We start from the raw sequence: 26,407 nt of genomic DNA on the forward strand, positions 1-26,407 counted from the left end.
AAGCCGCGGCTCCCCTTTGCCGAAATGGGATGAAATTACGGGAATATGGGACGAACATTCCTTTTTCATAACTTTGCGCCCATGTCTAAAGTAAAAGTCGGTTACGTACAGATGAGCTGTTCCGCCAGTAAGGCGGAAAATCTCGCCAAAGCCATCGAAAAGGTCCGGGAAACCGCGGCCAAAGGGGCGCAGATCATCTGCCTCCAGGAATTATTCACTTCGCTGTATTTCTGCGATGTGGAAGATTACGAGAACTTTAAACTGGCGGAGCCCATCCCCGGCCCTTCCACCGAATCCCTCGGTGCCGTGGCCAAGGAACTGGGCGTGGTGATCATCGCCTCCTTGTTCGAGAAAAGAACGGAAGGACTGTACCACAACACCACCGCCGTGATCGATGCCGACGGCAAATACCTCGGCAAATACCGCAAAATGCATATCCCCGACGATCCCGCATATTACGAGAAGTTCTACTTCACGCCGGGCGACCTGGGCTATAAAGTCTTCAAAACCAAATTCGCCACCATTGGCGTGCTGATCTGCTGGGACCAATGGTACCCCGAAGCCGCGCGCATCACCTCCCTCATGGGCGCCCAGATCCTGTTCTACCCCACCGCCATCGGCTGGGCCACGAGCCAGGACGAAGCCACCAACGTGGAACAATACAACGCCTGGCAAACCATGCAGCGCAGCCATGCCGTGGCCAACGGCGTGCACGTCGTAAGCGTGAACCGCACCGGCTTTGAGCAGGACGGGCTCATGAAATTCTGGGGCGGCTCCTTCGTGGCCAATCCCTTCGGCACCGTGCTCCACCAAAGCTCGCACACCGACGAGGAAAACGTCGTGCTGGAACTGGACCTTTCCAAAACCGACCGCTACCGCACCCACTGGCCTTTCCTCCGCGACCGCAGAATAGACTCCTACCAACCGATCACCAAACGATATATCGACGACGAACAATGATACAGCCAACACCCCGGGAACTGGGCTATTACTTCCCGGCCGAGTTCCATCCGCATACCGCCACATGGTTGAGCTGGCCCCACAAGGAAGCCAGCTGGCCCGGGAAGATCCAGACCATCTATCCCCATTACAGCCGTTTTGTCAAATACCTGGCCGATAGCGAGCTGGTACGCATCAACGTGGCCGACGAAGCAATGAAAGCCTTCGCCACCGGGCACCTCCAGGCTGCCGGCGTGAATATGGCGCAGGTGGAGTTCTTCCTCCACCCCACCAACGACGCCTGGTGCCGCGACCACGGCCCGGCGTTTCTCATCAATCCCAACGCCGCGCAAAAGAAGGCGGTGGTAGACTGGAACTATAACGCCTGGGGCGGAAAATATCCCCCCTTCGACCTCGACGATATCATCCCCACCAAAATCGCCAGACATTTCGGCCTGCCGCTCTTTGAGCCGGGCATCATCATGGAAGGCGGTTCCGTGGAATTCAACGGGAAAGGCACCATCCTTACCAGCAGCTGCTGTCTCCTCAACGAAAACCGCAACGCCCACCTTAACCAGGAACAGGTGGAAAAATACCTCTACGAGTTTTACGGAGCAGAACAGGTGTTGTGGGTGGATGAAGGCATCGTGGGCGACGACACCGACGGTCATATCGACGATACCATCCGTTTCGTGAACGAGGATACCGTGCTGACCGTCATCGAAACCGACAAGACAGACGAGAACTACGAAATCCTGCAGCAGAACCTGCGCCAGCTCAAAGCCATGCGCCTGCTCAACGGCAAGCAGCTCAACATTGTGGAGCTGCCCATGCCCGGCGCCGTCATCTTCGACGACCAGCGCCTGCCGGCATCCTACGCCAACTTCTGCATCAGCAACAAGTACGTCATCGTTCCCACATTCCAATGCGACAAAGACGAACAGGCGCTGCGCATCATCGCCGACTGTTTCCGCGACCGCGAAGTAGTGGGCGTGGATTCTACCGACATTATCTGGGGCCTCGGCAGTTTCCATTGCCTGAGCCAGCAGGAACCTGCGGTTTAACGCGATTTAATTTTTACCGGAATAAGAAAAGGCCGTTCCCTGCGAAAGAGAACGGCCTTTTTCATACACGTTTTCGTAAACAACAATCTTTTTTACAACTGCTGGGCATCAATGATCCGGATGCCTTCCACGGGTTGCCGGCCAAATTCCACCAACTGGGAATTGCCGCCTAGGCCCGTAATATCCCTGAAAGTGGCATTCTTCAACGTTCCCACGATCTTAACGGCCGCTTTGGCCCTGGTCCGCACATTCTCCACCTGGATATTGCAGGTTTCGCCCAGCACATTCATGCGGGACGACCAGTAATGCTCCTCCCCGATCCGGATACCCGCTCCGGGCCTGATTTCCTTGTCCGTCGAAGTATCGAAAATCCCCGAAACGAAAATGTTGTACATTTTGATACCATCCTGGTTGAGCAGGCGTACGAGGGCGTGGCCGCCGACGCATTTGGCCTGTATGTTACGGATGGTGATGTTGTAGATGTCGTCGTTCTCACGGGGGAGCCTGCCGCCCACCTGCATGCTGGTTTTGGCGGTATCGTTGGGCGTGGCGAGGCCGGTGAGGGCGATCACATCATCGCCGGTGATGCCGGTGATGTTTTCGATGATGATGTCGTGACAGCCCTTGCGGACGTCAACACCGTCCTGGTTCGGAAATTTGTTGGTGTTGGCGAAGTTGATGTTGGCCACCTTGCCGTAGGCACAACCATGTTCCATGGAAATAGCCCAGGCCTGCGTTTCTTCCATCGTAAAACCTTCGATGGTGAAATGTTGCGTATCGTACAACAGGATGCCGATGGTGCGGTAGCCGCTCTTATCGCCTGGCGGGTTGAAGTGTGCTTCCAGTCCGCCGCTCAGCACGGCGTTTCCTTTGCCGGTGATGCGTATGTTTTTGTTGGATGAAAGCGGTTGGGTGCGGGCGCCGGCGTTGGTGATGATGTTGTCCGCGGTGCCGGGCGAAAGGCGCACGAGGCAATCGTTGAGCACCAGCGTAAAGTCTGACGGCACGAGTATAGCGCGGTCGATGAGCCATTCGGCGCTTTTCCGCTGCTGGTTCCAGCGCGGGATTTCGATGGAGTTGACGCCTGTCCGGATGGCTTCACGGATGGCAGCTTCGATGCGGTCGCTGTCGGTTCCCTTCCTAAAATCATTCGGCGTGATGGGATCCGCCATGGCGGCGGCGGACCATATCAGGCAAATACACAATGCTATAAACCTCATATCTGTTGCTTGCTGTTAAATAATCAATCGTATCCCAGGTTCTGCGACAGTTCCGGGTTCAGGCTTCTTTCCCTGAACGGGATGGGGAACAGGACGTTGCGGTCCCTGATGTCGTAGTTTTCTACAAGATACCCCACTCCTTTGTATTTCTCCTTGTATGCACGCATCACTTCCAGCATTTTGCCGGTACGCAGCAGGTCGAGGTAGCGGTGGCCTTCGAAGCAAAGTTCTACGCGGCGCTCGTGCTGTATGGTGTCGCGCAGGGCGGTTTGACCTACATCCGGGACATCATCCAGATCCGCGCGGAAGCGTACTTCGTTGAGGGGTTTGATGGCTTCGCCGGTAGCGCCGGTTTCGTTGAGGGCTTCGGCGTACATGAGCAATACATCCGCATAACGGATTACCGGCCAGAGGTTCTTGCCTTCGTTATTGGCGATGGGCCTGTCGAGGAATTTGCGGGTATACAGCGCGTTGGTGGTAGCATACCGGGCGATGGCCACGGGTTTGCGGGCATCATCGGCCTCGAAGGCATCATTCAGGTCTTCCGTGCCCTGGTTCGATCCTGCCGGGAAGGCGCCGGTAGTGATGTCGGTACCGGAACCAAAGGGCGCGAAGCGGATGCAGAAACTGCTGCCTTCCCCGTTGCCGTTGGCGATATATTGCACGGCAAAGAGTATCTCCTTGTTATTGCGGTTGTCGACGCTGAACACCTGCGCATAATCGTCAAGCAGGCCGAAATTCGCGTCTTCTTTCGCGGCTTTCAGCACCGGCACGGCTTTAGGGAATTGTTTGGACACGAGGTACATTTTCCCCAGCAAGGCTTGCGCAGCGGCTTTGGGAGCGCGGCCTACATTGGCGCCCGTATACACCGGGGGAAGCGCTTCGATGGCGGCCAGGAGGTCTGTTTCGACCTGCGCGTACACCTTGGCGATGGGTTCGCGGAGGTAGCTGTACGCCTCGGCTTCCGTTTTCACTTCCTTCAGGATCAGCGGCACATCGCCAAAGAACTGCGCCAGCTGCAGGTACATGAGCGAGCGCACGAAGAGGGCTTCGCCTTTGTATTGCTTTTTCAGGTTATCGTTCATGGCAATGGCATCGATCTTGTCGAGGATGATATTGGCACGGCCGATGGTATTGTAAGAATTGAGCCAGAGCGACTGGAAATAAGAATTGTTATTGAGCCAGGTTTGCTGGTCTACCTCCGCGTAGGCGAGGTTCCCATTGTTGGCTTCCGTATTGTCGGATGGCACTTCCGCCACCACGAAGTAGTTGTTATAATACCCGCGAAGGCTGTTGTACATGCCGTTAACGGCGGCTGTAATATCCGACTCGCGGTTGAAGTAATCGTCGCGGTTCACGACCGTGGGGGATTTCAGGTCTACGAAGCTCGTGCATCCCTGCGCGAGGCCGAGAACCATTGCGGCCATTCCCACCAGTTTATATGTATGCGATTTCATCTGCGCTAGATTTTTGTGCTTGATCAATTAAAACCCGATGTTGATACCTACCATTACGCTTTTTGCCAGCGGATAGCTGCCCTGGTCGGCCCCTGGCTGGTAAACGGACGTGCCGTACTGGCTGGGCTCGGGGTTGAATCCGGGATACTTGGTAAGGGTGAAGAGGTTCTGCGCCGTGAGGTAAAGGCGTGCCGACTGCAGGGTGAGCCTCCTGGTGATCGTCTCCGGCAGGTTGTACCCCAGCGTTACGTTTCGCAGGCGCAGGAAGGAGCCGCTGAATACGGCGTAAGAGCTGAGTTGCCCCGCGGTGCTGAAGCCCGCACGGGGCCCTACACGCGCATACTTCACATCCCTGTCGGGTTCTTCGGGCCTGTAATAATTGTTTGCCATTTCCTTTACGGCGTTGAATTTACCGATCCAGAGTTGGGAGTGGCGTGCGGCGCCATTGATGATGCCGTTGCCGAGGGTGCCCTGGAAGAGGAAGCTCAGGTCGAAGTTTTTGTACGAGAAATTGTTGGTGATACCGTACACGTAATCCGGGAAACCGTTGCCGAGATAAGTGCGGTCGGATTCGTTGATCTGTCCGTCGCCGTTCACGTCGCGGATTTTGTAATCGCCCACGCCGGAGCCGGCCCATTTGGCGCTCTTCGCCAGCTCATCCGCATTCTTAAACACACCGTCGATCACGAAGCCATAGAAGCTGCCCAGGGGCTTGCCCACTTCCACGCGGTAAACGTTCGGCCATCCGCCGATACCGTCGTAGGGGTTGAGGGATTTCCTGCCACCGAGATCCATCACTTCGGAACGGTTGTAGGAGATATTGAAGTTGGTGCTCCATTTGAACTTGCCCACCATGTTTCGGGTGTTCAGCTCGATTTCGTAGCCCCTGTTGCGCAGCTTGCCGATGTTGGTCTGGAACGATGTGGCATAGCCGAGCACGCCGGGAAGGTCTTTGGAGAACAGCATGCCGTCGGTTTCCTTGTTGTAGAAGTCCACCGTCAGGTAGATCCTTTCTTTCAGGAAAGCCGCTTCCAGGCCGACGCCGAACTGTTTGTTCTTTTCCCAGGTAAGTTCGCGGTTCATATATCCGTTCTGGAATACGCCGGACACGCGCTGGTCGCCGAGGCTGTAATTGGAATAACCGATGCCGCTCATCCAGGTGAAGTCGCCGATGTTGGCGTTGCCGGTTTCGCCATAGCTGGCCCTGATCTTCAGTTCATCGAACAGCTGCTGGTTTTGCATGAAGGCTTCCTCCGAAACGCGCCATGCGGCGGAATACGATTGGAAGACGCCCCAACGGTTATCAGGCCCGAAGCGTGAAGATGCGTCTGTACGGATGGAGGCGGAAAGGAGATATTTGTTTTTGTAATCGTAGTTCACGCGTGCGGCGTAAGACAGGAAGCTGTTCAATTCATATCCCAGCGTTCCAAGCAGTTCGGTGGATGCGGCGGGGTTATGCACCTGGTCGTTGATGAAGGTGCCGGCCTTGCCGCGTGCTGCCGTGCTGGTGCCGTTGAAGCGCTGCATGGAATACAGCAGCATACCGCCGAGGTTGTGCCCGCCTTTCAGGCTGCGGCTGTAGTTGAGGGTATTTTCCCAGAGCCAGCCTACGGTCCTGTTGCTTGTTACCTGGCTGGCGATTCCCGTCAGCAAAGGATTTGAAAGGTTCGCGAAGGGCGCGCTGCTATAAGCGAGAGTGGAAGGCGTGTATTCTGTATAAGTTGTAGCGCCGGTTGTTACGCCGCCCTGTGATTTGATGATGAGGCCTTTGAGGGGCTCCCACTGCAGGTAGGCATTGCTGAGCAGGCCGGAGTACTTTTGCTCGTTTTCATACAGTTCCAGCACGGCCAGCGGGTTGTGGATGCCCGGCTCGCTGAAGCCGTATTGGGTGAAGGGCAATACGTTGTTCTGTCCATAATCGCCATTGGGTAAACGTGGAGACACCACCGGCGGCATGAGCATCGCTGCGTATACCGGCATGTATGTGGCAGGACCCGGATTGCCCGGACCGGGCTTCACGTTGCGGGTGGTGAATGACGGCGCAAAGCTCGCACCCATCTTCAGTTTACTGCTCAGGTCCGCATCGATATTGGCGTTTACCGTTCCCATCTTGTAATCCGTTCCGATCATCACGCCCTTCTGGTTGGTATAGTTGCCGGAAATGGAGAAACGTACTTTATCGCTGCCGCCGCGGGCGCTCAACTGGATGTCTGACATGGGAGCCGAACGGAAGATCACATCCTGCCAGTCGGTATCCGCCAGCTGGTCCGGCGTGTCGAACACATCGGGGTAGCGGCCGTTCTGAGCTTTGGCAGCATCTTTGGCGTATTGCAGGTATTCGGATTTGTTCATCATGTCCATGGTACGGTAAACGGTTTGAACGCCGGTGTATGCGTTGACGTTAAACATCGTCTTCCCTGACTTGCCGCGTTTGGTGGTCACGATCACCACCCCGTTGGCGGCGCGGGAGCCGTAAATTGCCGCGGAAGCCGCGTCTTTCAGCAATTCGATGGACTCGATATCGGCCACGTTGATGCGCTGGAATTGCGCTGCGTTGGGCAGCGGGTAACCGTCTACCACATACAGCGGATCGTTGGACGCGCCCATGGAGCCGATGCCCCGGATGCGGATGGTGGGCGCTTCGCCGGGCATGCTGCCGCTGGCGGATTGCACCTGCACGCCGGCGGCAAGGCCCGCGAGGGCGTCACCCGGATTGGTTACGGGTTGTTTGCCGAGGTCGGCGCCGGATACTTTGGAGATGGCGGTAGTGAGGCGGCGCTTGGAGGAAGTGCCGTATCCCACCACCACTACTTCGTCGAGGTCGGAAAGGCTGGATTCCAGGGCTACAACGGGCATGTTGCCATCGCCCACCACTACGCTCTGTTCCTTGAAACCGACGATGCGGAAGACAAGTATTTCCCCTTTACCAGCTTCCAGCCGGAAGCGGCCATCCGCGTCGGTGACGGTACCCCGTTGCGTACCTTTTACAAAAACGGATACGCCTTCCAGGGGCTGCCCGGAAGCATCCGTTACCCTTCCGGTAACCGGAGCGCGGGCTACGGAATGGCGTATGCCTTCACCCGTTGCGGTTCCCGGGACCGGTGCGGCGGTAGCGCCGGCTGTACCCAGGAACATTGCGATCATAAATACTGCGGATACATTCATAGTGGTATACTTCTAATAAGTCAAAAAATTTCCATGCTGTTCGCAGACAAACAGCTTACGTGGATGAATAGATTAATTATCGTTTTGGTTGAAATAAATCACCCCTCATGTCTTCCCAAAAATAACCAGTATTCCTTACGTAATTGGACACATGGTTTTCAAAGTATGACATCATATTTGCATTAGGCAATTACTTTATCTGATTTCCATGCAAACGCGCGATAAAAGCAGTTCAGGTTTCCGCCGCATCCGGACCGATCCTTTTATGCCCGATGTGCCGGTAAGGCAGGCGGCGCAGGTTGCTGGTGCAAAGGCCGGGACTGTCGATGTAGAAAGCAGCGCCCGCTATGGGATCGTATGCCTGTTTGTGCGATACGGCGGCTTTTACGATGATGAATTGCGCCGTTTCGGGCACGATGCCCTGCGAGCGGAGCTGGCCAAGATCCATGGGCGGTGTTTTGTACGTGGTGAGCAGCACCGTGGCCTGCGTGTTCCGGATAACGGCGCAGGGGCCCATGTTCACGAATGCTCCGGTAATGGATGCGAGGTGGGAATTTTTATTTTCCAGTTCAAAACAGCCGTCGGTGAGGTTGCTGACGGTGGCGGTGAATGTCACCGGATCGCCGTGGAACCTGTCCGTTTTTCCGCCGATAGTGAATGTGCCGGTTGCGCCGATGCCCAGGTGAATGCAATCCTGCACCGCTTTCGGATCGTTCAGGATCGCAACGATCCCTGTTTCGCCGGTGGCGAGGAGCGGGGCGAGGATGCCGGTACCATCGCCGGGCGTGCCGCCGCCGATGTTGTCGGAAGCTTCGATGAGGAGAACCGGCGCCATGAGGCCGGGGATCGCCAGCACGCTCTCCAGCGTGTGCTCGTAAGGGTAAGCCGGTTGCAGGTGCGCTTTCAGTTCCTGTTCCAGCGCTGCGAGCCATGCTGCGGCTTCCGCCGCGGGGCCGCGTGTGCAGCAGGAAAAACTGAAGCCGCAGTCGGGAATGTCGGCGTAGGCGAATCCCGCCCAAACGTTGATACAGAGGAGCTGTGGGTTTGCTGCTTCGACAGCGGCGGCCCTGCGCAGCAGTGCGCGCATGGGGTCCGCGGCGGTGCCTTGCCCGGCGGGCGGTGCGATGTATGGAGTAGCATGAAATACTTGTCGCACACCGGGTTGTTCCAAAATCTCCTGCAAAAAAGCGGCGGCTGTAACGGCGGCTTCGCGCGCATCGGTATGCGGGTTCTCGCGGTAACCGTAGAGGCAGGTACTGTTATCGATCATTTTTTGGGAAACGTTGGCGTGCAGATCGAGCACCGCCACTACGGGCACTTGCTTTCCGCGGAGGGAGAAAAAGAACTGCAGCTCTTCCAGCAAACGTCCTTCCACATCCGCCGTGTTTTCGCAAACCATGGCGCCGTGCAACACCAGGTACACCGCGTCTACCTGCTGCCAATGCACATCCAGCGCCGCGAAGAAATGTTCCCGGAAGTAGTCGTACACGGCGTCTTCTGCCATTCCCGAAGGCATGGCGGCCATCTGTATGCCGGGGGTCACCTCCCACCCTGCTTCGCGGGCAAAAGCGAGGAAACCGTCCATCGGTGTGCCGTTGCCTTCGTTGCACGCCAGGATTTCAGGGCCGTGATGGAGCGCCAGTTCGCGGAAGGAACCGAGGCCAGTGCGTTCGGCCAGGAACGTATGTGTTTCATGGAAAAGGCCGGATACAAATACCGTTGGAGTCTTCTTACGCATCGGTTATAATTTTGCAAAAGTTCTTTCGATGGCCCGCCGCGTAGCCGCCAGTTCCTCAGCGCCGTGGGTGATGCCGATATACCAGCGCCCGTCGGGCAGGAGGAGCACCCCTTCTACCAGCATCAGCGACCGGAACCGGGCGAGCATCGCAGTATCTGCCTGCAGCGTTTCTTCATAATTCAACGGCGTTTGCCGTAGTCCGAAGTGAGTACTGAATACACTGCCGGTGCCGGAAGTTACCATGGTCACGCCCGCTTTATCAGCGGCCTGTTGCAAACAGCTGCGCAGCGCGAAACCGTAATTATGCAACTTATCATAACAATCGCCGGCAGACAGCAGGCTGATCGTTGCCAGCGCTGCCGCGAGATTGATGGAAGCGCCGTTATAGGTGCCGGCATGAATGGTCTTGCCCTCCCGCAGCACGTCGAAGATCTCCCTGCGGCCACCCACCGCGGCCATGGTAAACCCGCCGGCGATGGCTTTGGCGTAAACAGACATATCCGGCTGCAGCCCGAAATACGCACGTGCGCCACCCAATGCCACCCTGAAACCGGTGATCACTTCATCGAAAACAGATACTACGCCATGTTCGCGGCAGCTGTCGATCACACCTTCCAAAAATCCCTCCAGCGGCATGCAGCAACCGGAATTAGCCAGTATCGGCTCAGTCAGCACGCAGGCGATTTCGTGGCCTCTTTCAGCCAGTAACGATTTTAGTGCGGATAAGTTATTCCAGGGCAGTACGAGGGTTTCGCCGTATTCGGAAACCGGCTGCCCGCCGCATCCCGGAGCGGGCGATCCCAATTGCGTGGCCTGGGGCTTGTAGCTCACCAGCACGTTGTTCAGCCAGCCATGGTAATGCCCTTCGAATTTTACAATCTTCGTTTTGCCTGTGTATGCCCGCGCGATGCGGATCGCGGATTGCACCGCCTCGCTGCCCGTGTTGCTGAATGCGACCTGCTCCACGCCCGGTAGCACTTCCACCAAACGTTTAGCCAACGTCACTTCCAGAGGATGCTGCGCGCCGAGGGTATAACTTTTCTGCAATTGCTCCGTTACAGCGTTATTGATGACGGGATGGTTGCTCCCCGCGATCAGCGGCCCCCAGGCCAGGGTGTAATCCAGGAACCGGTTGCCGTCCACGTCGTAGAAGTACGGCCCGTCCGCCCGCTCAAAAAACTGCAGCGGCTGCACGTTCTTCCGCATCGAGCTGGAAACGCCGCAGGGAATCACCTCGCAGGCTGCTTTGTACAATTGATCCGAATGTAAATGTTTCATGATGGTTGGTTATGATTTCCACACAGTAGCCCTGTAGGAAGGCGCGTTTTCGTTGAACAGTTCAGGCTGCCATGCCGCGCCGATCCCTGGACGAGTGGGCGCCGCTATCCCGCCCTGCTCCACCACAACGTCGGTATCGATCAGTTGCTTGTATGCCACGCGCAGGTGCGCGCGCACGCTTTCCTGGAACACGACGTTGTGGTTGGCGATACCTACCTGCACGCCGGCGAGCAACGTGAGCGGCCCCGTGCAATCGTGCATGGTAACGGGAATATTATACGGTATCGCCATTTCGGTGATGCGGCGGGTTTCGGAGATGCCGCCCACCCAGGTGGGATCGATCATGATGTAATCGGCGCCGCCCTTCTCCAGTATTTGCCGGTAATCGTCGCGTACTGTCAGCATTTCGCTTACGGCGATGGGCACGCCAGCTTCGTCCCGGAATTTTTTAAGCGCGTCCATGTTATCAGTGCGCAGCACGTCTTCCATCCAAAGCGGGCGGATATCGCGCATCACTTCCGCGATGCGCATGGCTGCGGGCCATTGGAAGAACCCATGACCGTCGAGCATGATCTCGATATCATACCCTACCCTTTCCCTGACTTTAAACAGTGGCGCCAGGGCGGCTTTCAACTCCTTCCAGCCCAGGTGCAGCGTACCGCCGGGGCGATGGGCCAGGGGGTCGAGGGCCCACATTTTAATGGCCTTGTAGCCTTCTTTAAGTAGTTCTTCGGCATACTCGGCGGGACGGTTGATGCTGGCCCAGTTGTCTTCCAGCGGGCCATCGAATCCCGCGCTGCCATGGCCGGGCCAGAACAACGGGCGGGGACTGCGGTCGTTGGGGTCCGTAACCGGAACACCATAACCTGTACCGCCTGCGCTGTTGTAGGTAGGCAGGATACTTTGCGTACATCCGCCCAGGAGCCGCCATACCGGCTGGTTGCAGGACTGTGCGAGGATATCCCAGAGCGCGAGGTCCAGGGCGGAGATGGCGCGCATTTCCGCACCGCGGCCGCCGAAATTCATAAACCGCTGGTAAAAGAAGCGCCAGTGCTTTTCGATATCGAGCGGGTTGGCGCCCAGCAATTTTTCCGACATCCAGTCGTGCAGCAGCGCGGCTACCGCCGTGGGGGCGTAGAAAGTTTCCCCGTTGCCGATGATGCCCGCGTCGGTATGCACCCGCAGCATGAGCAAATGCGAAACGTGCACCGTTTCTATCTTCGTAATTTTCATTATTGCAAAAATTAAATGTCAACCCATATACCATCCGCCATTCACGTGCAATTCATGCCCGGTAATAAAGCGGCTTTGGTCAGACACGAGGAAGAATACCGCGTCAGCCACATCCTGCGCCGTAGCGCGGAATTTCAACGATTGCTTGTCGAGGATGAACCGGTCCAGCTCTTCCCGGCTGTCTGTCCAGAATTTACGTTCTATATTGGTGGGAATAGCGCCGGGGCTCACGGCGTTCACGCGGATATTGAAAGGCCCCAGCTCGCGTGCGAGAGCGCGGGTAAGGCCCAGCAACGAGCCTTTCGACATGGCGTAAGGCACACGCCCGTTCCATCCCCCGCTGAGTATGATGCTCATGATGTTCACGATCTGCCCGCCACCGCGTTGTTTCATGGCAGGGCTGAGCGCCTGTGACAATACGAAAGCAGCGCCGGAATTAACGGTCTGCGTATCCAGGAACTCCTGTAACGACACGCCTTCCAGCTCGCCCAGCGTATCGATGCCGCCGTTGTTGACCAGCACATCCATTCCTCCTTCCTCCGCCAGCAATTTCGCCGCCGTATTGCGCAAACCGTTGAGATCCGCCAGGTCGCCCGGGAGGAAAGTAACCCGATCCTCCCCCGCCGCCGCATTGATCTGCGCGGCTACTTCGGCGCCAGCAGATGTTGGCAGATCGTGCATGAACACGCGATAACCCGCCAGGCAAAACGTTGTACAAATCGCAGTACCGAGCCCACCCGCACCGCCGGTTACCAGGCATTTCCTGTTCTTACCGATACCATTTACATCATTCATTGGTTGTTGCATAAGCGTTACTGTCCTATGCAAACAAAAGTATCGCGGTACACGTATTTAATCAGCCACTATAGTTTCATATCACGACACTATATTCGTAATTATCCGTTTCCGGCCGGAAAGAAAAAGCGCAGCACCGTTAACAGTGCTGCGCCGCAAAATGATTTCGATGTTCCCGCTACAATATTTCGTTGATGAGCCGGATGGTTTCGTTGGCGAGCACGTCTCCGCCATCGGGCCCCACGGGCGTTGCCACGGCGCTATATCCGCCGCCCGCTATGGCGGTTTCCGTGGGCAGGTAATCACCATAATCATCGCACAATTGCACCACAAAAGTTTGCGGGGCCTTGCTCCGGCATTTGATGCGCGCGCCGTAATCGACGAATAGTTCAAAGGGATTGGTGGCCATTACCGCGTCGCCGATGCGCAGTATGTGCACGGGGGCCGGGTAAAACGGGACTTCGCGGTGGCGGGTATATTGTTCGAGAATGATTTCCTGTTTGCGGAGTATGCCGTAATCGCTCGCTTTATTATCCCAGGGGCCGTATTGCCGGGTGGTTTCGTTGGATTTGATATCAGCGAGGAAGCGGTTGAAAGCGGTGCCGGGGGATGCGGGATCGAGGGGCTCGCGGGAACGGATGTCCGCCACCAGGGCTTTCGCGGTTTCATATTCCTGGGGGAAACGGTCCTGTAGGGTATTTGCAACGTTACCGAACGGTGTTTGAAAACAGGTTGGTTCTGCCGGTTCTTTTCCGCATCCGCATACGCGGCAATCGCGGCGCGGGCGAGTCGTTCGCCGACTTCCACCATCCCGGGCAGATCCCACATATTGGGTTCATCGGGCGTGTAAGGGCGGAGCAGGTTACGGGGAGAAATATCGCCCGCGGCACCGCATTGCGCGAGCAGCTGCACATCTTGCCCGAAGTGATCCTGCAAACGTTTTTTTACCACGCTCCAGAAATCGGCGGATACATAATATTTCGCTTCGGTCACCTGCGCTGGGCAGGGTACGTTCATGATGATGCCGGTAAGCGCGCCCGCATCGTTCCAACAGAAGAGGAGGTCCACTGCGCTGTCGGACGGGCCTTCGAGGCCGGTAAAATCGGGGCGGTCGGTAGCGCCGTACATTTCCGCGGTACCATCTGCATAACGTACTCTCCTGTTATGGCCCGCCACGGCATATGCCAGCGCGCGGCCCACGGATGCGGGCTGGCGTTGTTGCCACGCGGAAACAGCGGCTGCGGCGAGTTTTTCAAGGAGATGCTGGCCGTATGCCGAGTGTACGTCCGGCTCCGGGGCGGAATGGGTATGGGTGGCGTGGACGAGGAGATATTGGCTGTTGAAACCCGGAATCCGGGAATGCAGTATTTGCCGCAGCGCGGCGATCAGGGCCGCGGGGCACCAGATGAGATCAATGGAGAGCAGGATGGCCTGCTCCTGTCCGCCGGCGCTTTCCAGCGCGCAGGCGGTAGCGGTGAGCGGGCTTTCCACGTATCCGGAGAGGCGGTCGTAGTACTGCCCGAAAAGCACGGCCGGACCGGGGGGCGTTATATCTTCCACGGCCCATCCCATCAACAGTTCTTCACTTTGCATCATAAACACTGCTTTATCATTTGATCTCTCAAGTATATCCAAATCAAATGTAAAAAGCAATAGACATCAGGATACGCTTTCCGGCACACCGTTTTTCCGCGACGATTCCGTTGCGCCTTTCCCTTGCCAGAACCGGCCGATCTCTTCGAGGCTGAGGCCTTTGGTTTCGGGGACTTTTTTCCAGGAAAACCATACGCAGGACAGGCACACCGCGGCAAAGAGTACATACACGCCGGCCGCGTCGCCGAAGCTGCGGGTAAAGAAATCCGTCAGCATGGGGAAGAACTGGGCGATAACGAAGGAAGACAGGTACAGGAAAAAACATACCACCGCCAGCGCTTTGCTGCGGATGCGGGTGGGGAATATTTCGGAAGCGATGATCCAGCTGAGGGGCGCAAATCCCAGGGTAAACGCGCCGGTGCCGATAAACATAGGGATGAGCGTGAACATGGGAGGCCAGCCCTGATAGAGATTGAGCGCCATCACCAGGTGCCCCAGCGCCATCAGGGAAACGGAAGCGATGAGGAGACCCCTGCGGCTGAATTTCCGGATCAGCGGAAACGCCAGCAACGTACACACCAGGATGACGAAGTAAACGGGAATCGAACTGAGGATCGCGCTGGAACCCATGCTCACGCCCGCTTCGGCCATTATCGTGGGAGCGTACAGCAACATCATGTTCACGCCGTTCACCTGCGAAAAGATCATGAGAATGGTACCGATGATGAGGGCGGTCCGGATACCCGGTTGCCACGCTTCCCGGAAGCTGCCGCCTGCTTCCTGCTGCAAACCGGCATTGATTTCCGCCAGTTCCTCTTCCGCACGCCTGCGGCCGTTGATCCTTTCCAGGATTTTGAGCGCTTCGCCACCGCGGCGCTGCGCTACCAGCCAGCGAGGGCTTTCCGGGATCACGAGCAGGCCCATCACGAGGAATACCACCGGCAATCCTTCCGAAAACATCATCCAGCGCCAGCCCCATCCGTCGAACGAAAAGAGGTAACCGGCAATAACAGCCAGGTTGATACCGATGACATTGGAAAGCTGGTTGACGTTCACCAGCACCCCGCGCAAATGCGGGGGCGCTAATTCAGCGATATAAATGGGAGACGACATCATCGCCAGGCCAATGCCTACGCCACCCAGGAAGCGCCAGAGCGCGAAATCCCAGATGCCGAGCGCCAGCCCGCTGCCAATTGCGGAAATCATGAAAAAGAAAGACGCCAGCATCATGGTTTTGCGCCGGCCGAGCCGGTCCGCGCACCACAACCCTACCAAGGGGCCCGATATGGCGCCGAGTATAGCGCTGCTCACGGCAAACCCCTTCATAGCGGGAGAAAGACCAAAATCAGCTTCCAGGAATGGGAGGGCGCCGGAAATAATCACCAGGTCATACCCGAAGAGGAAGCCGCCGATGGATGCCACCAGGGCAATTTTATAGATGTATAGTTTGTTTAGTCCTTTATCGCTCATGCAAACAAAACTATCCAAACCCCGCATCCATTGCAACAACAATATTTTCTGCTTACGACACTATATTTGCATGTATCTGCCTTTATTTGTAGATTCACCAGCAATATAAATGTGAAAGTGATGCAACCAGCGCTTGAAAAGATCTTCCTGAACGGCACTTCCTCCCTGGCCATAAAGCGGGAAATCACCGACTATATGGATTATCCCTGGCATTACCATCCGGAGTACGAAATCATCTTCGTGGAAAAGAGTTATGGCATCCGTTTCATGGGCAACCACATCGGCAATTTCTCCGACGGCGACCTGATGTTCATCGGTCCCAATCTCCCGCATGTGTGGCGGAACGATAAAGACTTCTATCAGCGGAACGAAAATCTGAAGGTGGATGTGTACGTGATTCATTTCAAGGAAGACTCCCTTGGCCAGGGGTTCTTCGACCTGGTGGAATTCACCCATATCAAAAAGTTGTTCCAGCGCGGCCAGCAGGGTGTGCGCATCCAGGGCGGCGACCATGCCGGCATTGCGGAACTGATCAAAAGCACTTACCGCGCCTCCGGCATCGAGCGGCTGAACCTGTTCCTGCAAACACTCGACAGCATCGCCAATACGAAGGATTACGAACTACTTTCCAGTCCCGGCTACGCCAACACCGTCAACGATACGGATACGGAACGCATCAACAAGGTGATGAATTTCCTCATGAAGAATTTCAACCGCGACGTCACCATCGAAGAAACGGCGGCGCTCGTGAACCTGAGCAAGGCATCCTTCTGCCGGTATTTCAAATCCCGCACCAACAAAACCTGTTTCCAGGTATTGAACGAGATCAGGATCCTCAACGCCTGCAAGCTGCTCGTCAAAAGCGATATGACGGTATCGGAAATCTCCTTCGAATCCGGCTATAACAATCTCTCGCACTTCAACCGTCAATTCAGGCTGATCACCGGAATGACGGCCAAAGCGTATGCGAGAAAATACCTGAAAGAAATCTAGTCTAAGCCGGTATTGGTCCGGGCGTTTCCCTTTCCCAGAAACGGTGTTGTTTCATCCCTTCGATGAATGCTCCCGCCAGGAGGCGCAATTCGTCGCCGGAATAGCAACCGGGGTGATCGCCCGTTCCGAAATACGTCGCGCCAATAACATCCACCGCCGTCGTATCGTAAGCGATGGGCTTGCAATGGCGGAAGGCTTCATTGAGGAAATGCACCGCATCGCCGTTGAGCACCAGCGCGCCGGTACCTCCCGGCAGATAAACCGCGTCGTACAATACGGAAGCCGCGGTGAGATAGCTGTTCTTTACGGGAATATCTTTCCCATCGTTCCCTTCCACGAACCCAAGCCGCGGCGCCACCACTTCCCCGACTGCGCCTTCCGCCTCCAGGGCGGCCTGCATGGCTTCCACGCTGGCGGTGTGCACGCCATCCGCCGTGAGGATCGCTACCTTACGGCTTTTCACGGAATTTTTCAGGGTATTGGCCATGCTCAGTGCCGCACTGGCCGCGAGGTCCAGTTTCACCGTCACAGGCTGGAAATCCTGCGGGTCGCCGTCGGCGGGAATGCTGTGGTTAACGGGTTGTTCCGGCGCTTCGGGAACACCGAGCCCCAGCGCGTCGGCTACGGTTGTTGCCAACCCAACATCGATCTGCGTGAGGATGCCCACCATCCTTTCCCTGACCGCCACTGTTTCCACTTTACCCAGTTCGAATGCGAGTGCGTTGGCGAGGTGTACTTTCTCCGCGGGCGACTGGCTGTTGTAAAACAAGGTAGCCTGGCTGAAATGATCGAAAAAGCTTTTGCTGCGGGCACGCACTTTATGCGCGTCGATTTTCTCGTTGTGGGAGCGGAACCCGCCTTCCGCCCATTTCGCCTGGAAGGGGCATCCCCCGCCGAGGGAATTGGGATGATAGCTGGTGCGTCCGCGGTTGATCTGCTGGCGCATGAAGCCGTCGCGCTGGTTGTTCGTTACTTCCGGAAGCGGCCTGTTGATGGGAATTTCGTGGAAGTTGGGGCCTCCCAGCCGGATGAGCTGCGTATCGGTGTAGGAAAAAAGGCGGCCCTGGAGCAGGGGGTCGTTGGTTAAATCAATTCCCGGCACCACATGCCCCACATGAAACGCTACCTGCTCCGTTTCCGCGAAGAAGTTGTCGGGATTCCGGTTCAGCGTCAGCTTCCCGACGCGCTGCACGGGCACCATTTCTTCGGGGATGATTTTGGTGGGATCGAGCAAGTCGAAGGGAAACTTGTGCTCGTCCTCTTCCGCCACCAGCTGAACGCCCAGCTCGTATTCAGGATAAAAACCGTTTTCGATGGCTTCCCAGAGATCGCGGCGGTGAAAGTCTGGATCTTTTCCGGAAATTTTCTGTGCTTCGTCCCAGGCAACGCTATGTACGCCCAGTAATGGTTTCCAATGGAATTTCACGAAAGTGGATTTCCCTTCTTCATTCACCAGCCGGAACGTATGCACGCCAAAACCCTCCATCATGCGGTAACTGCGCGGGATCGCACGGTCGCTCATGAGCCACATGATCATGTGCGCGGATTCGGGCATGAGCGAGATGAAATCCCAGAATGTATCATGTGCGCTGGCCGCCTGCGGCATTTCGTTGTGGGGCTCGGGTTTCACGGCATGCACGAGATCAGGGAACTTGATGGCGTCCTGGATGAAGAACACCGGCATATTGTTGCCCACCAGATCGAAATTGCCCTCCTGCGTGTAGAACTTTACGGCAAAACCGCGGACATCGCGCGCCAGGTCGGTGGAACCGCGGGAGCCCGCTACGGTGGAGAATCGCACGAATACAGGCGTCTCCGCCGCAGGATCGGTTAGGAAGGCGGCCCGGGTATAGGCGGACAAGCGATTGTCATACACTTTGAAGACCCCGTGCGCGGCGGATCCGCGGGCATGCACAACGCGCTCGGGAATGCGCTCGTGGTCGAAATGCGTGATCTTCTCGCGCATAATGAAGTCTTCCAACAAGGAAGGGCCGCGATCGCCCGCCTTCAGGGTATTCTGATCATCGTTCACACGGGTGCCCTGGTTCGTATTGAGGAACTTGTCCTCGCCCTCTGTTGTATGGCCGGACAATTGTTCGTTCTTGGCGTTGTCGCCGGGTTTGGGAGTTTTCATGGAGATGTGATTTAAAAGATGTGAGCATTATCAAACTACTGGCAAATGCAGCCACAATAGCGGTGCCAGAAGGAGAACAGCCATGCAGGAGCGCCACGGGTGCGGGCGAAGGTGTTAACGGGCGGAATCGCGGGTGTGGAAATATGGCCCCGCACTTTTTTAGTTTTTATTTGGTTTTTTTGGCACGGCCATTGTTTTACTTGTGATGAACCAAATCAAAAAGTCATGAACAAGATCATCATCGCAGCTTCCGTTTTGGGCACCGCCGCCGCCGGTATTTTCTGGTACATGAAAAACCGCCAGCGCGCCGATGCCGCCATCGACGACATGAAACAAGCCGCCCGCACCACGTATAACCGCGTGAAAGAAAGAGCGGCAGAGGCCAGCCATAAAGCTGACCGGAAAGTAAGAGAATCCCTTGCTTAAAATTCTCTCAACACTATCATATACCGAAAGGGCCGTCATTGCGAAAAATGACAGCCCTTTTGCGTTTTTACCTATCTGAATCTATCGTGATTTTACCCTGAAAAAGCCCTGAAAGCGTTTGGTCGGCGGCTCGCATGCTCCGGCCGGGTCGTACACATTCACGGTATAATGCCCTTCCACGTACTTCACTCCGTTCACCGTTTCCACTATTTCGATCACCAAAGCGCCGGGGCTGTTGATATCGTATCCGTCCCTGCAATGGTGGTATCCGCTGATCCATCCGCCGGGGCTTCTTGACAGCCAGACGGCCTGCGCGGTATTATCGCCCTGCGCGATATCCCAACGGTAATTGCCTGGCTTTGGCTCGTCCATGAACGCCGTGATAGTGAGCCCTACCATTCCGCCAACGATGCCTTCGATATTAAGGATGCCGCCCTGGGCGAGGAACCAGCGGTGCGAAGTGTTGAAATTCACCCCATCGATGGTGCCGTAATGCCACGTATCCTCCACGATCCGGATTTTGCGCTGGAGGATCAATTTGCCGGTGGCGCCGCGGCCAGGGATTTTGCCGGCGGGGATGAAATTGTGGACTTCCACACTCACTTTGACGATGGATATTTCGGGCATCGCGCCAGGAGCGGTGTACAAGGCCGTGGGGCGCGCGCCATCGGGCGCGAGGTTTCCTTCGCCGTCGAGCTGCCAGTTTCTAATGTTGGCCATATCGTCGAGCACTTTGTCCTGCATGATTTCCACTTCCGTTCGCTCGAGGTTGGCGGCGAGGTAATTATCCGTAGTGCGGACCGCCAGGCCGGTGCTTTTACCGGTTTGCACCTGTTCGTGCAGGCTGGTGAGCCAGAATAGCGCGTAGGGCGCCCAGGTGGAAAAGTGGTCGGTTTCCACGGTGAGGGTGCGGTTTTGTTTATCGAGTTGCGTGCGGGTGACCATGCGCCAGATGCCGTCGGCCGGCTGGAACGCCAGGAAGAGGGCTTCGGCGTCGGTGCTGTCGAGATCGGTAGTGTTGTAAGTGAATTGCAGGGTGAGGGGTTTGGGGAATTTGCCTTCGGGTTTGAGGCGATAGGCGATTCCCGGGCTGCCGGGCAGGGTATTGGTGACGGGTTCCACGGAGAAGGTAGTATTGGCCGCCACGGCGCCCGCGGGCACGGTGATGCGCAGTTTGCCGTCGGCCGATGCGATGTTGCCGCCCTGGGGGCCTATATCCTTTGTTACGGCTGTTCCGAGCGAGGTGCCAATGGGGCGGGCTACGCCTTTCGGGCCCTGGGGTTCCTGGGGATTTTGCGGGTTCTGGGGAACGGGGGTGTCTTCATGCCGCTTGTGGTGGTTGCAGGCAGACAGCAAGGCTACCGCCAGCAAGAATACGCTGAATCTTGTCATTTTCGGGGTTATAAAATAGTTATGATGATGATTTCGTTGCAAAATTATTCTCCAACGAATCCCGGGTCAATTGTCAGAAGTACTGGTTTTTCCAAAACCAGTAGTAGTACGTGGGCAGAAATCCCCAGAAATTCGTTAAGACAATGTTAAATCACTATCATTCCGTTGACTGAAATCATTGCGGATTTGAAAACCTGCCCGTACTTTTGGGGGATGAATACCACCATTACACCCAAAAAGGGTACGAATTGGCTGCATGAAATGGACTTTATCGGGATGCATCTTGTGCCGTTCCTGGCCTTTTTCACGCATGTAACTGCTTTCGACTGGATTTTGTGCGCAGTATTGTATTTCGTGCGCATGTTTTTTGTAACCGGCGGTTATCACCGATATTTCTCACACCGATCGTATAAAACTTCCAGATTCTTTCAATTTATACTCGCCTGCGGCGCGCAGAGCAGTTTCCAGAAAGGCGTTTTGTGGTGGGCCGCCAATCACCGCGTGCACCACAAGCATTCGGATACCCCGGAAGATCCCCACTCCGCCAAGATCTACGGTTTCTGGCATGCCCATATCGGCTGGATCATGGATAAAGAACACAAAGAAACCCGTTACGATCTCATCAAAGACATGAAGCATAAAGAGCTGTTCTGGCTGAATAAATACCACTTCGTTCCGCCGGTGATCCTCGCGGTGGTGGTGTACTTTATCGGCAACAAAGTGAACGGCGCGGGCTGGTTCGACTGGTCGGCGGGGCTTTCCACGCTGTTCATCGGATTCTTCCTCAGCACGATCCTGTTGTTCCACGGCACCTTTACCATCAACTCCCTCATGCACAAATGGGGCAAGGCCCGTTACAAAACCGGCGACGAATCCAAAAACAGCCTGATCCTCGCACTGGTTACCCTCGGCGAAGGCTGGCACAATAACCACCACTACTACCAGCGTGCAACGCGTCAGGGTTTTTACTGGTGGGAAATCGATATCACGTTTTACATTATCAAAATGCTCGGCTGGGTAGGGCTTGTTTGGGATATCCATGGCGTGCCGGAGAAAATCAGGGAGAATAATAAAGTAGCAGCATAGCTGATACTACAAACAATACGACGAATCCCAGTTTGTGCAAGCAGACTGGGATTTTTTGTTTCCGGTTGAATCTTGTTTGTTTTTCCATAATGCGTCAGCAGCATTCGCTGCCTGCGCCTTTTTCTGCACAGCTTCCCGACCGTTTAAAAAACGGGCAATATTTATCCCTGTATTGATTAAATTAGCCATATGCAACGTCTCCTGATCCTGCTGCTGCTCCTTTCCGCCAACACAAAGGCGCAGCAAACCCAAAAGCCCCCGCTCCATGGCCGGCACTGGATGGCCATTACCGGCAAGCCCCTCGCTGCCACTGCCGGCGCCGCCACCTTCCAGAAGGGCGGCAATGCGGTAGACGCTGCCTGCGCCATGCTGGCCGCCACCTGCACCATGTGGGACGTGCTCAGCTGGGGCGGGGAAACACAGGCGCTCATCTATCATCCGAAAACAGGTAAAGTCATCGCCATCAACGCACTGGGTGTTGCACCCACCGGCGCCACCGCGGCATTTTATAAAAGCAAAGGCTACGCCTTCCCCCGGAATACGGCCCCCTTTCCGCCGTAACACCCGGCACGCCCGGCGGCATTTGCTACATGCTGGCGGAATATGGCACCAAAAGTCTCGCCGAGGTATTGCAGCCCGCGATGGAAATGGCCGCCGGTTACCCGATCGACGCGCAAACGGCCAACAGCATCGAACGCGGCAAATCCTGGATCCGGCAATGGCCTTACAGCAAAGCGGTATTCCTCACGCACCCGGGCCAGCCGCGGGAAGCGCCGGATGCGGGTGAAATTTTCGTGCAGCGCGACCTCCTCGCCACTTTGCAAAAAATGGTGGATGCAGAAGCGGCGGCCCTCCGTGCCGGCAAGTCACGTAAAGCAGCGATCATGGCCGCTTACGACCGGTTCTACAAGGGCGACATCGCGCGCGAGTTTGTTCGCGGCGCCCGCGAACAGGGTGGCCTCATCACCATGGAAGATCTCGCCAGCTGGCGCGTTATCGAAGAAGCGCCACTGCACGTAAATTACAAAGGCATCGACGTGTACAAGCTCCGCGAATGGACGCAAGGCCCCATGCTGCTGCAGGCCCTCAATATCCTCGAAAACTTCGACCTGAAAGCAATGGGATACAATTCCCCGCAATACATCCATACGCTCTACCAGGCCATGAACCTCAGCTTCGCCGACCGCGACTTCTATTACGGCGACCCCTACGGCGCACTGAAGCCCCCCATCGCAGGGCTCCTCAGCAAAGCATACGCCCGCCAACGCGCCGCAGCCATCGATCCGCAACGCAACTCACCCGATGTGCAGCCCGGCGACCCCTACCCTTTCCAGAACGGCCGAAACCCCTGGAAAAGATTCCTCGACGTAAGGCACTCCCTCACCGATACCACGCTGCAACGGCAACCCGGCCATTTCGTGCCGAAACATGACGCCGTGGCGTATCAGCAAACCGACAGCGCGTACCACGACCGCCTCTGGCGCGGCACCACCAGCGTGGAAGCCGCCGACGCGGAAGGATGGGTAGTCAGCATCACGCCCAGCGGCGGATGGCTGCCAGCCTGTATCGCAGGGCGCACCGGCGTAGGCATGAGCCAGCGGGCACAGAGCTTCGTCCTCGATTCGGTCATGAACCCCTTCAATGTGATCGCGCCGGGGAAGAGACCGCGCGTTACCCTCACGCCTTCCATGGCGCTCAAAAACGCGAAACCGTTTCTTTCCTTCGCCGTACAGGGCGGCGACACGCAGGACCAGAACCTGTTGCAGTTTTTCCTCAACGTGGTGGAGTTCGGGATGACGGTGCAGCAATCCACCGAAGCCGCCAATATCAACAGCAACCAGCTCTGGCTTTCGCTGGGCGGAACGGCGGTGAAAGACAGGGCTCCCAAAGCCGGGAGCATCCTGTTGGCCAACACCACCCCCGACAGCACCCGCCGCGCCCTCGCAGCCATGGGCTACACACTCAGCTACGCCGCCCGCACCAGCGGCCCCATCAACGCCATCTTCTTCGATACCCTGCACAAATCCCTCTGGGGCGGCAGCAGCAATCATGGCGAGGATTACGGGATCGGATGGTAACACCGTGGACAACAACGCATAATGGAAGGCATACGGAATGCCGGTATACTTTTTGGTCGTACATTTACCGGGATTGTAAAACCCGATTTTTTTCATAAAATCACGCGGCATGTTAACGATTGGCACCCCTGCACCGGATTTTAATCTTTATTCTACGCCCGACCAGCGGTATACGCTGCAGGATTTTCAGGGCAAAAACCTCATCCTGGCGTTCTACCCGGCAGACTGGAGCCCGGTTTGCGGCGACCAGATGTCGCTGTACAACGAAATGTTGCAGCTGTTCAGGAAACAGAACGCTTCCCTCCTCGGCGTTTCGGTCGACAGCAAGTGGTGCCACATGGCCTACACCCAGGCGCGCAACCTGCACTTCCCGCTGCTGGCGGACTTTGAGCCAAAAGGCGCCATGGCGAAAGCATATGAGGCATATGATGACAAGGAAGGCCAATGCCATCGCGCATTGTATGTGATCGACGGGAGTGGCATCATCCGCTGGAACTTTTTATCGCCTCCGGCTGTTAATCCTGGTGCAGACGGTATCCTCGATGCGCTGGAAAAAATTCAGGCTAAAAAATAAATCGATCTATGGCAAAACTCACACCGCCGCCCGGTCCGCAGGATCATGCGCGGGGAAACGAAGGAGCGCCCGTTACACTCGTAGAGTACGGCGATTTTCAGTGCCCGCATTGCGGACACGCGTTTCCGGCAGTTGAAGACATCATTCAGAAAATGGGCAACGGCCTGCGGTTCGTGTACCGCCACTTCCCGCTGTCAGCATCCCATCCCATGGCCAAAGCCGCAGCCATCGCCGCGGAAGCTGCGGGGAGGCAGGGTAAGTTCTGGGAAATGCATCACCTCATCTTCAAAAACCAGGATCAACTTTCCCCCGAAACCCTGTTCGCTATCGCGCAAAAAACCGGCATCGATCTCAAACAATTCAGCAACGACATACAAGATCCCGCGCTGGAAGAAAAAGTGGATGCGGATTTCGAGAGCGGCGTGAGAAGCGGCGTAAATGGCACACCTTCCTTTTTCATCAACGGTCATAAATACAACGGCAGCTATGACGAAGAATCACTCATGGCTTCCCTCACTTTTTAAATCCTTGTTATGAGCGCATTCAACGACTTGATCCATTCCGAGCAACCTGTGCTGGTCGACTTCTACGCCGACTGGTGCCAGCCCTGCCATGCCATGACGCCCGTCATCAAAGAAGTGGCGCAGGCCGTGGAAGGAAAAGCCAGGGTGGTGAAAGTGAATATCGACAAGAACCAGCAGGCCGCGCAACATTTTAACGTAAGTGCCGTGCCCACATTCATCATTTTCCGCAAAGGGCAGGTGGTATGGCGCCACGCGGGCATGATCGACAAGGGAAGCCTGCTGCGCCAGCTGCAATCCGCCTCCGTATAGGAAAGGTGCCGGCATTTTATTATCTTGACGGAAATAAGATTCCACATGAAAATAGCCGCCGCCTTTTTATTACTGGCCGCCCTGCAGGCCAATGCCCAATCCGATTCAACACACCTGCTCGTTGCGGACGGCGCCAAACCCGTCCTCGTTTCCAAACAATTCAAATTCACGGAAGGCCCCGCGCCCGACCGGAAAGGCAATATCTACTTCACCGATCAGCCGAATAACACCATCTGGAAATATGATACGAAAGGAAAGCTCAGTCTTTTCACCGACCAGAGCGGCCGGGCCAACGGATTGTATGTAGACAAAAAAGGAAACATCCTCGCCTGCGCGGATGCCGACAACCAGCTCTGGTCCTTCTCGCCCAAAGGCAAGCATACCGTACTGGTGGATAATTTCGAAGGAAGAAAACTGAATGGGCCCAACGATCTCTGGATCCATCCCAACGGCGACATCTACTTCACCGACCCCTACTATCAACGCAACTACTGGACCCGCCAAAAGCCTGAGATAGAAGGCATGAAAGTTTACTGCCTTCCCGCGGGCGCCAAAGCGCCGGTAGTGGTAGCCGACGATATCGTGAAACCCAACGGCATCGTAGGCACGCCTGATGGAAAGTATCTGTATGTTGCGGATATCGGCGGCGATAAAATTTACCGGTACGATATCCTGCCCGGCAACCAGCTCAGCAACCGGATGCTATTCACCAACAAAGGCGGTGACGGCATCACACTCGACGAACGTGGCAACCTCTACCTCTGCGGCAACGGCGTTTTCATATACAACCCGCAAGGGCAGCAGATCGGGCATATCGACGTTCCGGAAAAATGGACCGCCAACGCCTGCTTCGGCGGCAAGAAAAGGAACATCCTGTTCCTTACCGCATCCACCGCTATTTACACGGTTGAAATGAAAGTGAAGGGAGCGGAATAATTT

General features: G+C 56.2%; 23 protein-coding genes. 11 read left to right on the forward strand and 12 right to left on the reverse strand.

All coding sequences use genetic code 11. The features are described from left to right. The first annotated feature begins 81 nt into the window (after positions 1-81). Both WJU16_RS06445 and WJU16_RS06450 read left to right on the forward strand, forming a co-directional pair. Complete coding sequence (locus tag WJU16_RS06445; RefSeq protein WP_341837506.1) at positions 82-960, forward strand: carbon-nitrogen hydrolase; 879 nt, start codon at positions 82-84, stop codon at positions 958-960. Continuing rightward, complete coding sequence (locus WJU16_RS06450; protein WP_341837507.1) at positions 957-2,003, forward strand: agmatine deiminase family protein; 1,047 nt, start codon at positions 957-959, stop codon at positions 2,001-2,003. Before WJU16_RS06445 ends, WJU16_RS06450 begins: the two co-directional genes overlap by 4 nt. Positions 2,004-2,095: 92 nt before the next feature. On the opposite strand, the gene WJU16_RS06455 is transcribed toward WJU16_RS06450, so the two are convergent. From WJU16_RS06455 to WJU16_RS06500, 10 genes are all read right to left on the reverse strand, one after another. Continuing rightward, a complete protein-coding gene (locus WJU16_RS06455; RefSeq protein WP_341837508.1) occupies positions 2,096-3,223 on the reverse strand; it encodes a hypothetical protein in 1,128 nt (375 codons plus the stop codon). Positions 3,224-3,246: 23 nt separating this feature from the next. Next, a complete protein-coding gene (locus tag WJU16_RS06460) occupies positions 3,247-4,680 on the reverse strand; it encodes a RagB/SusD family nutrient uptake outer membrane protein (protein ID WP_341837509.1) in 1,434 nt (477 codons plus the stop codon). A gap of 27 nt (positions 4,681-4,707) precedes the next feature. Next, positions 4,708-7,824, reverse strand: coding sequence for a TonB-dependent receptor (locus tag WJU16_RS06465; RefSeq protein ID WP_341837510.1), 3,117 nt, complete (start codon positions 7,822-7,824; stop codon positions 4,708-4,710). A gap of 253 nt (positions 7,825-8,077) precedes the next feature. Continuing rightward, on the reverse strand, positions 8,078-9,583 hold the full coding sequence (locus WJU16_RS06470; RefSeq protein WP_341837511.1) for a M81 family metallopeptidase: 1,506 nt from the start codon (positions 9,581-9,583) through the stop codon (positions 8,078-8,080). A gap of 3 nt (positions 9,584-9,586) precedes the next feature. Then, complete coding sequence (locus tag WJU16_RS06475; RefSeq protein WP_341837512.1) at positions 9,587-10,861, reverse strand: aspartate aminotransferase family protein; 1,275 nt, start codon at positions 10,859-10,861, stop codon at positions 9,587-9,589. Between the two features lie 9 nt (positions 10,862-10,870). After that, positions 10,871-12,094 (reverse strand): mandelate racemase/muconate lactonizing enzyme family protein, encoded by a 1,224-nt coding sequence (locus WJU16_RS06480; protein WP_341837513.1) that lies wholly within the window; start codon positions 12,092-12,094, stop codon positions 10,871-10,873. A gap of 18 nt (positions 12,095-12,112) precedes the next feature. Next, positions 12,113-12,901 carry an SDR family oxidoreductase gene (locus tag WJU16_RS06485; RefSeq protein WP_341837514.1) on the reverse strand — a complete coding sequence of 263 codons (789 nt, stop codon included), beginning with the start codon at positions 12,899-12,901 and terminating at the stop codon, positions 12,113-12,115. Between the two features lie 166 nt (positions 12,902-13,067). Further along, complete coding sequence (locus tag WJU16_RS06490; RefSeq protein ID WP_341837515.1) at positions 13,068-13,328, reverse strand: hypothetical protein; 261 nt, start codon at positions 13,326-13,328, stop codon at positions 13,068-13,070. Further along, the gene (locus WJU16_RS06495) at positions 13,298-14,485 is read right to left on the reverse strand and encodes a hypothetical protein (protein WP_341837516.1); all 1,188 of its coding nucleotides are present in this window, start codon (positions 14,483-14,485) and stop codon (positions 13,298-13,300) included. Before WJU16_RS06495 ends, WJU16_RS06490 begins: the two co-directional genes overlap by 31 nt. Before the next feature lie 63 nt (positions 14,486-14,548). Continuing rightward, positions 14,549-15,952: a sugar porter family MFS transporter gene (locus WJU16_RS06500; RefSeq protein WP_341837517.1), complete on the reverse strand. Its 1,404-nt coding sequence runs from the start codon at positions 15,950-15,952 to the stop codon at positions 14,549-14,551. 120 nt (positions 15,953-16,072) lie between these two features. Between WJU16_RS06500 and WJU16_RS06505 the strand changes: the two genes are divergently transcribed. After that, positions 16,073-16,945, forward strand: coding sequence for an AraC family transcriptional regulator (locus WJU16_RS06505; RefSeq protein WP_341837518.1), 873 nt, complete (start codon positions 16,073-16,075; stop codon positions 16,943-16,945). Between the two features lies 1 nt (position 16,946). Here WJU16_RS06505 and WJU16_RS06510 read toward each other — a convergent pair whose 3' ends face one another. After that, positions 16,947-19,079, reverse strand: a complete 2,133-nt coding sequence (locus WJU16_RS06510; protein WP_341837519.1) for a catalase — start codon at positions 19,077-19,079, stop codon at positions 16,947-16,949. 225 nt (positions 19,080-19,304) lie between these two features. Here WJU16_RS06510 and WJU16_RS06515 point away from each other — a divergent pair, with 225 nt between their 5' ends. Further along, positions 19,305-19,505: a hypothetical protein gene (locus tag WJU16_RS06515; RefSeq protein ID WP_341837520.1), complete on the forward strand. Its 201-nt coding sequence runs from the start codon at positions 19,305-19,307 to the stop codon at positions 19,503-19,505. Positions 19,506-19,586: 81 nt separating this feature from the next. Here WJU16_RS06515 and WJU16_RS06520 read toward each other — a convergent pair whose 3' ends face one another. Further along, positions 19,587-20,897, reverse strand: a complete 1,311-nt coding sequence (locus tag WJU16_RS06520; protein ID WP_341837521.1) for a hypothetical protein — start codon at positions 20,895-20,897, stop codon at positions 19,587-19,589. Between the two features lie 213 nt (positions 20,898-21,110). Here WJU16_RS06520 and WJU16_RS06525 point away from each other — a divergent pair, with 213 nt between their 5' ends. The 7 genes from WJU16_RS06525 to WJU16_RS06555 all read left to right on the forward strand — a co-directional run bounded on the left by WJU16_RS06525 (position 21,111) and on the right by WJU16_RS06555 (position 26,404). Beyond that, positions 21,111-21,983, forward strand: coding sequence for a fatty acid desaturase (locus WJU16_RS06525; protein WP_341837522.1), 873 nt, complete (start codon positions 21,111-21,113; stop codon positions 21,981-21,983). 189 nt (positions 21,984-22,172) lie between these two features. After that, entirely contained in the window at positions 22,173-22,544 is a 372-nt protein-coding gene (locus WJU16_RS06530; RefSeq protein WP_341837523.1) for a gamma-glutamyltransferase, read from the forward strand. Between the two features lie 29 nt (positions 22,545-22,573). Then, entirely contained in the window at positions 22,574-24,061 is a 1,488-nt protein-coding gene (locus WJU16_RS06535) for a gamma-glutamyltransferase (RefSeq protein WP_341837524.1), read from the forward strand. Positions 24,062-24,170: 109 nt separating this feature from the next. Beyond that, positions 24,171-24,635, forward strand: coding sequence for a redoxin domain-containing protein (locus WJU16_RS06540; RefSeq protein WP_341837525.1), 465 nt, complete (start codon positions 24,171-24,173; stop codon positions 24,633-24,635). Between the two features lie 8 nt (positions 24,636-24,643). Then, positions 24,644-25,159 (forward strand): thioredoxin domain-containing protein, encoded by a 516-nt coding sequence (locus WJU16_RS06545; RefSeq protein WP_341837526.1) that lies wholly within the window; start codon positions 24,644-24,646, stop codon positions 25,157-25,159. Between the two features lie 9 nt (positions 25,160-25,168). Next, entirely contained in the window at positions 25,169-25,468 is a 300-nt protein-coding gene (trxA, locus tag WJU16_RS06550) for a thioredoxin (RefSeq protein WP_341837527.1), read from the forward strand. Between the two features lie 45 nt (positions 25,469-25,513). Further along, positions 25,514-26,404, forward strand: a complete 891-nt coding sequence (locus tag WJU16_RS06555) for an SMP-30/gluconolactonase/LRE family protein (protein ID WP_341837528.1) — start codon at positions 25,514-25,516, stop codon at positions 26,402-26,404. Positions 26,405-26,407 lie beyond the last annotated feature (3 nt).

Origin of the sequence: Chitinophaga pollutisoli (assembly GCF_038396755.1) — a bacterium.
GTDB lineage: Bacteria > Bacteroidota > Bacteroidia > Chitinophagales > Chitinophagaceae > Chitinophaga > Chitinophaga pollutisoli.